Origin of the sequence: uncultured Nevskia sp. (genome assembly GCF_903885465.1) — a bacterium.
Lineage (GTDB): Bacteria > Pseudomonadota > Gammaproteobacteria > Nevskiales > Nevskiaceae > Nevskia.
In genome coordinates this window covers 1-4,734 of record NZ_CAISIQ010000263.1, presented here as the reverse complement: position 1 = coordinate 4,734, position 4,734 = coordinate 1, and the positions used below count along the sequence as shown (strand labels likewise).

Here is a 4,734-nt window from a genome sequence, read left to right as displayed (position 1 = left end):
CTTATTTCGCAGGAAATTTATAGTAAGGAAGGTGGAGAGGTTGTTTTTAAGTCATTCTCAAAATTCCAATCGCTTCATGAAGCGATACAAGAATATTACATTCATGCTTTCTCGCCAGAGATAATTCACGCACTCCAATTCGTTCGAGAATCCAAACTGGCGGCCGAACTTTTGTCAAAGTATGCCAAGGCATCGGGTGAGCAGAAAGAATCAATTGCGTTCAGCGAATCCAGATTTCAAACAAATCTTCTATACATTCAGAAGAATTTCGAGAATGCCCTTTCTTCGCTAAAATTAAAAAGAAACAATATCTTATTTATCGACGGAATAGATATTCGCCCAGCCTCGATCCCATACGAAGATTATATCGAGTGCATTAAAGGCTTGGCTAATGCGGTCTGGGAAGTGAACAATGATTTTTTTTCGAAGATAAAGGACTCGAAAGGACGCATGCGAGTCGTACTTTTGGTGCGTCCAGATATCTATGCCTCATTAGGACTACAGAACCAAAATACGAAAATTAGAGATAACTCTATTTTATTAAATTGGACAACTACATATAAAGATCACCGTAGAAACGATCTTTTTTCGATGGCTGACCAGCTACTCGCGTATCAACAACCGGAATTCAGTAAACTTTCAAAAGGTCAGGCATGGGATTATTACTTTCCCTGGGACTCGCCAACAGAAACCGCCTCTTTTGAGAAGAAGACTTCATTCATTAGCTTTCTGCGATTTTCTCTGTACCGGCCGCGAGATATCGTGACCATGCTTACAATGCTACAAGAAAGATTTAAATCTTCAAATGATCAATTCAGACAGTTCTCCCAAGCTGACTTCGACGACAGTACATTCCGACGTTCTTACGCCGATTATTTGCTCGGCGAAGTAAAAGATCAACTAGCATTTTATTATTCAGAAGCTGATTACGACGATTTTTTAAAGTTTTTCACTTTCTTAGATGGGAAAAACAAATTTACTTACAAGCAGTATTTAGAAGCTTATGCAAAACATGAGGTCTACCTATCTGCTTCTAAGAGAAGTGGCCCAAAATTTATGTCTTCAGCTGATGAATTTCTTCAATTTCTTTATGAATTGAATGTGATCTCTTATTTTGAACAACTTGAAAATGGAGAAAAATATATTCATTGGTGCTTTAGAGATCGTACTTACTCAAATATTTCTCCTAAGGTTAAATCTGGAGAGGAATACGAAATTTTTTACGGTATGTCTAAAGCGTTAAACACGGGAACTCACTTCAAAAAAAGATAATAGGTGCGGCCCGCGCAGGGCGATCCTGTCCGGCTGGGTTGCAAATGAGTTGCTCCTGAAGGACGTTGAACTGATCCTCGCAGCCGAGTAGCAGCAGACGTCGGCCACGCCAATAATCCGAACTCAGCGAGACGAATCTAAAGTCCTGACCGCTTGAAGTAAGCCGCAACCCCGTCCTTCGACAACCCTGCAACCTCCGCCGGCCGCTCCGCCTCACAGCGCGGACACCGGCACAAGAACTGGAAGTCCTTGAGCAATTGCGCATTGCGCTCGAACCAGTTCAGGGCGAGGAAGGCTTCGTCGGCCAGGTAGTTCCAGCAGATGGCCGTGCCGTTCGGGATCGGGCGCGTGGCGAGCAGCAGTTCGGCCAGCGGCTGTTGGGCGTTCGCGCCCAGCTTTGCGTTCGGATCACAGGAGTGGTTGGAGCGGCTGACGATCGGCCAGATGCCGTAGCCCTGCGTGCCGCCCTGTGAATAGCGAATGTTGTTGGCCGCCACCCGGTGGTAAAGCTGGGTGAGCTTCCTCGGATTGCGCTTGTACTTCCGCGCCAGGCCTTCCAGGATTTCGAGATCGTGGGCGCCGAGGCGCCACAGCGTCAGCTTCAGGTCTTCCGCGATGACTTTCGCGAAGGTTTCGTCCGAAGCGAGGATGGATTCCAGCAGCAGTAGCGGCCCGAGGTCCTCTTCGTCCGGCTCGATCGCCACGAAGGCGATCGGGTATTCCGCGGCGAGCAGCACGCCCTTCTCGACGTCCGCCGCGGCCACCAGCTGCTTTTCGTTGCCCCACTGGGCCATGCGGACGAACGGGGCGTAAGGCTCGGGCACCGTCATTGCGGCAACTCCATTTCGCGACCAGACATTCGGTGCTTGCTCAAAGCGTCTCCAGCCAGACGCGGCGCTGGTCGTAGGGAAGGTCGACGTAAGTCTGCATCGCCACCCGGCTGTCTTCGGACAGTATGGATTCCAGAAAGGCGGCGCTTTCCATTTCCAGGCCGGCGGCCAGATGGGTGTCGCTGCCGGCGTAGATCGCGCGCTTGGCGCAGGCGATCGCTTTCGGCGGCAAGGCCGCCACTTCATGGGCGATGCGGCTTGCGTGGGCGACGGCATCGTCGGCGAGTTCGCTGACGATGCCCAGCGCCAGTGCCGTTTCGGGATCGACGACTCTCGAGCGCAGGATGAATTCCGCTGCGCGGCCGACGCCGATCAGCCGGGACAGGCGCTGCGTGCCGCTGCCGCCGGGAATGATGCCGAGGCGCACTTCCGGGAAGCCGTAGCGGAAGTCGCCGCGCTGGCCGACGCGGATATCGCAGGCCAGGCTCAGTTCCAGACCGCCGCCCATGGTGTTGCCATTCATCGCGGCGATCACCACCTTGGGGAGATCGCGCAGGGCCAGCAGCAGGGTGTGGTAGTTGCGGTTCAGCGAGGTGCCGATGCTGCGCAGGCTGTTGTTATCGAGCGCCAGCGCCAGCAGTTCCTCGACGCTGTAGTGGGTGATGAACGCGCCGCCCGGCGCGCCGCAGAGCACGATGGCGCGGATGGCCGGGTCCCGCCAGGTTTCGATCAGCTGCGCGAGTTCCTGCGCGCCCTCGGCGCAGAAGTAGTTCATCGGCGGATTGCGGTAGGTCGCCACCACCACACCATCCGCGAACTGCGTGGACCAAAGTGCCATTGCGTCTGCCCCTTCGAAGTTCTTGCCGCGTGGTGGATCGATCGCCGGCTGGCAGCATGCCGAAGGATGCGGCTTGATGAAATGAGAAGCAGCCCTTGTCGGCAGCCCGCGCGAGCGGTGCGTCCATAATGGCTCCTCGTCTTCACACGACAGGAATGCCCATGACCGACGTCACGATCACCCTTCATCTGAACGCCTACCGCGAGCGTGCGCTGAGCCTGCAGCCGGAGCGGCGCGAAGCTGAAGAAGCCTACGACGCCAACTACCGCGACTACGTGAACTACCTGACCGACGAAGCCGCGAAAGCGGGCTATGCGCTGAGCACCGACCACGGCGACAGCACTGCTTATTCGATCCACGCACCAAGCCATGACACGAAGCAGGCCGCGCATGACTGGCTGGCCACCTTGCCGGACATCTGGAACTGGATTCCCTGAGTCCCGCCCCGCCGATGCATCGCGCTTGCATCTGGGGCCAACAGGACTACGATCTTCCGGCCGCCCTGCGAAGCCGTATTCCGCTTCGATGCGCAGGTATGTAGCGTTTCCGAAGCAGCGATAGCGGAATGACGGCCTCGTCCAGATGCGGCGTTCGATCTGGAGGAGGATTCACGTCATGCGCAATCTCGACACCATCACGCTGCTCAATCGTCTGATCGTGACCACCAAGAATGGCGAGGCGGCCTTGCGGGCCGCGGCCAGCGAGGTGCATCACGCAGAGCTGCAGGAATCGCTGGAGGAATACTCGCGCTTCTTCGCCGACGCGGCGCGCGAGCTGCAGGCCAGCGTCGAAGCGCTGGGCGGCAAGCCTAAAGGCAGCGGCACCTTCGACAACACGCTGCATCGCACCTGGCTGCACATCAAGGCCAACGCCTATGGCCGCGACGAAGCGGTGATTCTCGATACCGTGGAGGCCGACGAGCAGGAAGCCGATGCGCGTTACTCGGATGCGCTGACCTGGTCGACACCGCCGGAAATCCACGCGCTGCTCGAACGGCAGTACGAAGGCACGCATCAGCGCCACGATCACATCCGGCAGTTGCGCCAGCAACTGGAACACGCGGCCTGAAGCCGGTCATTCCCAGTTGATTCAGCACCGGGCGGATCTCGATCCGCCCGGCCACTGCTGACTGCGAATCAGCCGCCGGGGCAGTCCGCCGCAAATGCTGCTTCGAAGCGCTTGCGGACGATGGGCAGCGGGCAGGCGCCATCGATTTCGCCCTTGTCGCAGCCCGGCATCTTCACCACCAGCTTGCCCGGCGGATGGGCGAGATCGAGCGGCGCATTGCTGCGCATCTGCTGCAGGGTCTGGTAGTACAGCACCGTACGCACGTAGCGCTTGCCGTCCGCCGGGTTGATCAGGCGCTCGAAGGCGAGCGTGCCGCCCATCGGGAACTGGTCCGGCTGGTCCTGCAGCGACCACTGCAGGCCGAGCATGCCGGTGATCGACGCCAGATGCGTGTCGCGGCCCACGAACGCGGCCAGGCGGCTGGCACGAGGTGGCGTGCCGGGCGCCGGGCTCGCATCGCTTGCTTCCGAGACATCATCCAGCGCGGCCAGCAGCGCACGCGCCAGCAGCGAGCCGTTGCGCGCTGCGATGTACGGCGGCTGGCGGCTCAGGCGCAGATAGAGATTGCGGGGGCCGAGCAGCGGCGACAGCGTTTCCGGCGTGGCCGCATCGCCCCAGGCAACGTCCTTTTCCGGGAAACCCTGGATGTACTGCAGCAGGAAATTCTCGCCGACCGTGGTCGCCGATTTCAGACCGCCTTCGATGGTCACGCCGGTCTTGCCGCCT

The 4,734-nt window shown here is 57.6% G+C and carries 6 protein-coding genes; 3 read left to right on the top strand and 3 right to left on the bottom strand.

Going from position 1 to position 4,734, the window contains the following annotated elements; all coding sequences use genetic code 11:
- Window positions 1-1,272 (top strand): hypothetical protein (locus tag QZY06_RS09865; protein ID WP_295683524.1); only part of this gene is annotated, 1,272 nt, incomplete at its 5' end.
- A gap of 137 nt (window positions 1,273-1,409) precedes the next feature.
- On the opposite strand, the gene QZY06_RS09860 is transcribed toward QZY06_RS09865, so the two are convergent.
- Entirely contained in the window at window positions 1,410-2,102 is a 693-nt protein-coding gene (locus QZY06_RS09860) for an SET domain-containing methyltransferase (RefSeq protein ID WP_295683522.1), read from the bottom strand.
- A 40-nt stretch (window positions 2,103-2,142) separates the two neighbouring features.
- Window positions 2,143-2,940 carry an enoyl-CoA hydratase/isomerase family protein gene (locus QZY06_RS09855; protein ID WP_295683520.1) on the bottom strand — a complete coding sequence of 266 codons (798 nt, stop codon included), beginning with the start codon at window positions 2,938-2,940 and terminating at the stop codon, window positions 2,143-2,145.
- Window positions 2,941-3,101: 161 nt separating this feature from the next.
- On the opposite strand from QZY06_RS09855, the gene QZY06_RS09850 reads away from it, so the two are divergent.
- Together QZY06_RS09850 and QZY06_RS09845 are read left to right on the top strand one after the other, a co-directional pair.
- Complete coding sequence (locus QZY06_RS09850) at window positions 3,102-3,377, top strand: hypothetical protein (RefSeq protein ID WP_295683517.1); 276 nt, start codon at window positions 3,102-3,104, stop codon at window positions 3,375-3,377.
- A 178-nt stretch (window positions 3,378-3,555) separates the two neighbouring features.
- Window positions 3,556-4,008, top strand: a complete 453-nt coding sequence (locus tag QZY06_RS09845; RefSeq protein ID WP_295683514.1) for a PA2169 family four-helix-bundle protein — start codon at window positions 3,556-3,558, stop codon at window positions 4,006-4,008.
- A gap of 68 nt (window positions 4,009-4,076) precedes the next feature.
- Here the strand turns inward: QZY06_RS09845 and QZY06_RS09840 are convergent.
- Window positions 4,077-4,734, bottom strand: a 658-nt coding sequence (locus tag QZY06_RS09840) for a histidine-type phosphatase (protein WP_295683510.1), incomplete at its 5' end; no start/stop codon positions are given.

What these genes read in the sequence shown, in the direction of transcription:
- QZY06_RS09850 (WP_295683517.1), top strand. Translation starts at nt 3,102, where the DNA reads ATGACCGACGTCACGATCACCCTTCATCTGAACGCCTACCGCGAGCGT.
- QZY06_RS09845 (WP_295683514.1), top strand. Translation starts at nt 3,556, where the DNA reads ATGCGCAATCTCGACACCATCACGCTGCTCAATCGTCTGATCGTGACC.
- QZY06_RS09855 (WP_295683520.1), bottom strand. Translation starts at nt 2,940, where the DNA reads ATGGCACTTTGGTCCACGCAGTTCGCGGATGGTGTGGTGGTGGCGACC.
- QZY06_RS09860 (WP_295683522.1), bottom strand. Translation starts at nt 2,102, where the DNA reads ATGACGGTGCCCGAGCCTTACGCCCCGTTCGTCCGCATGGCCCAGTGG.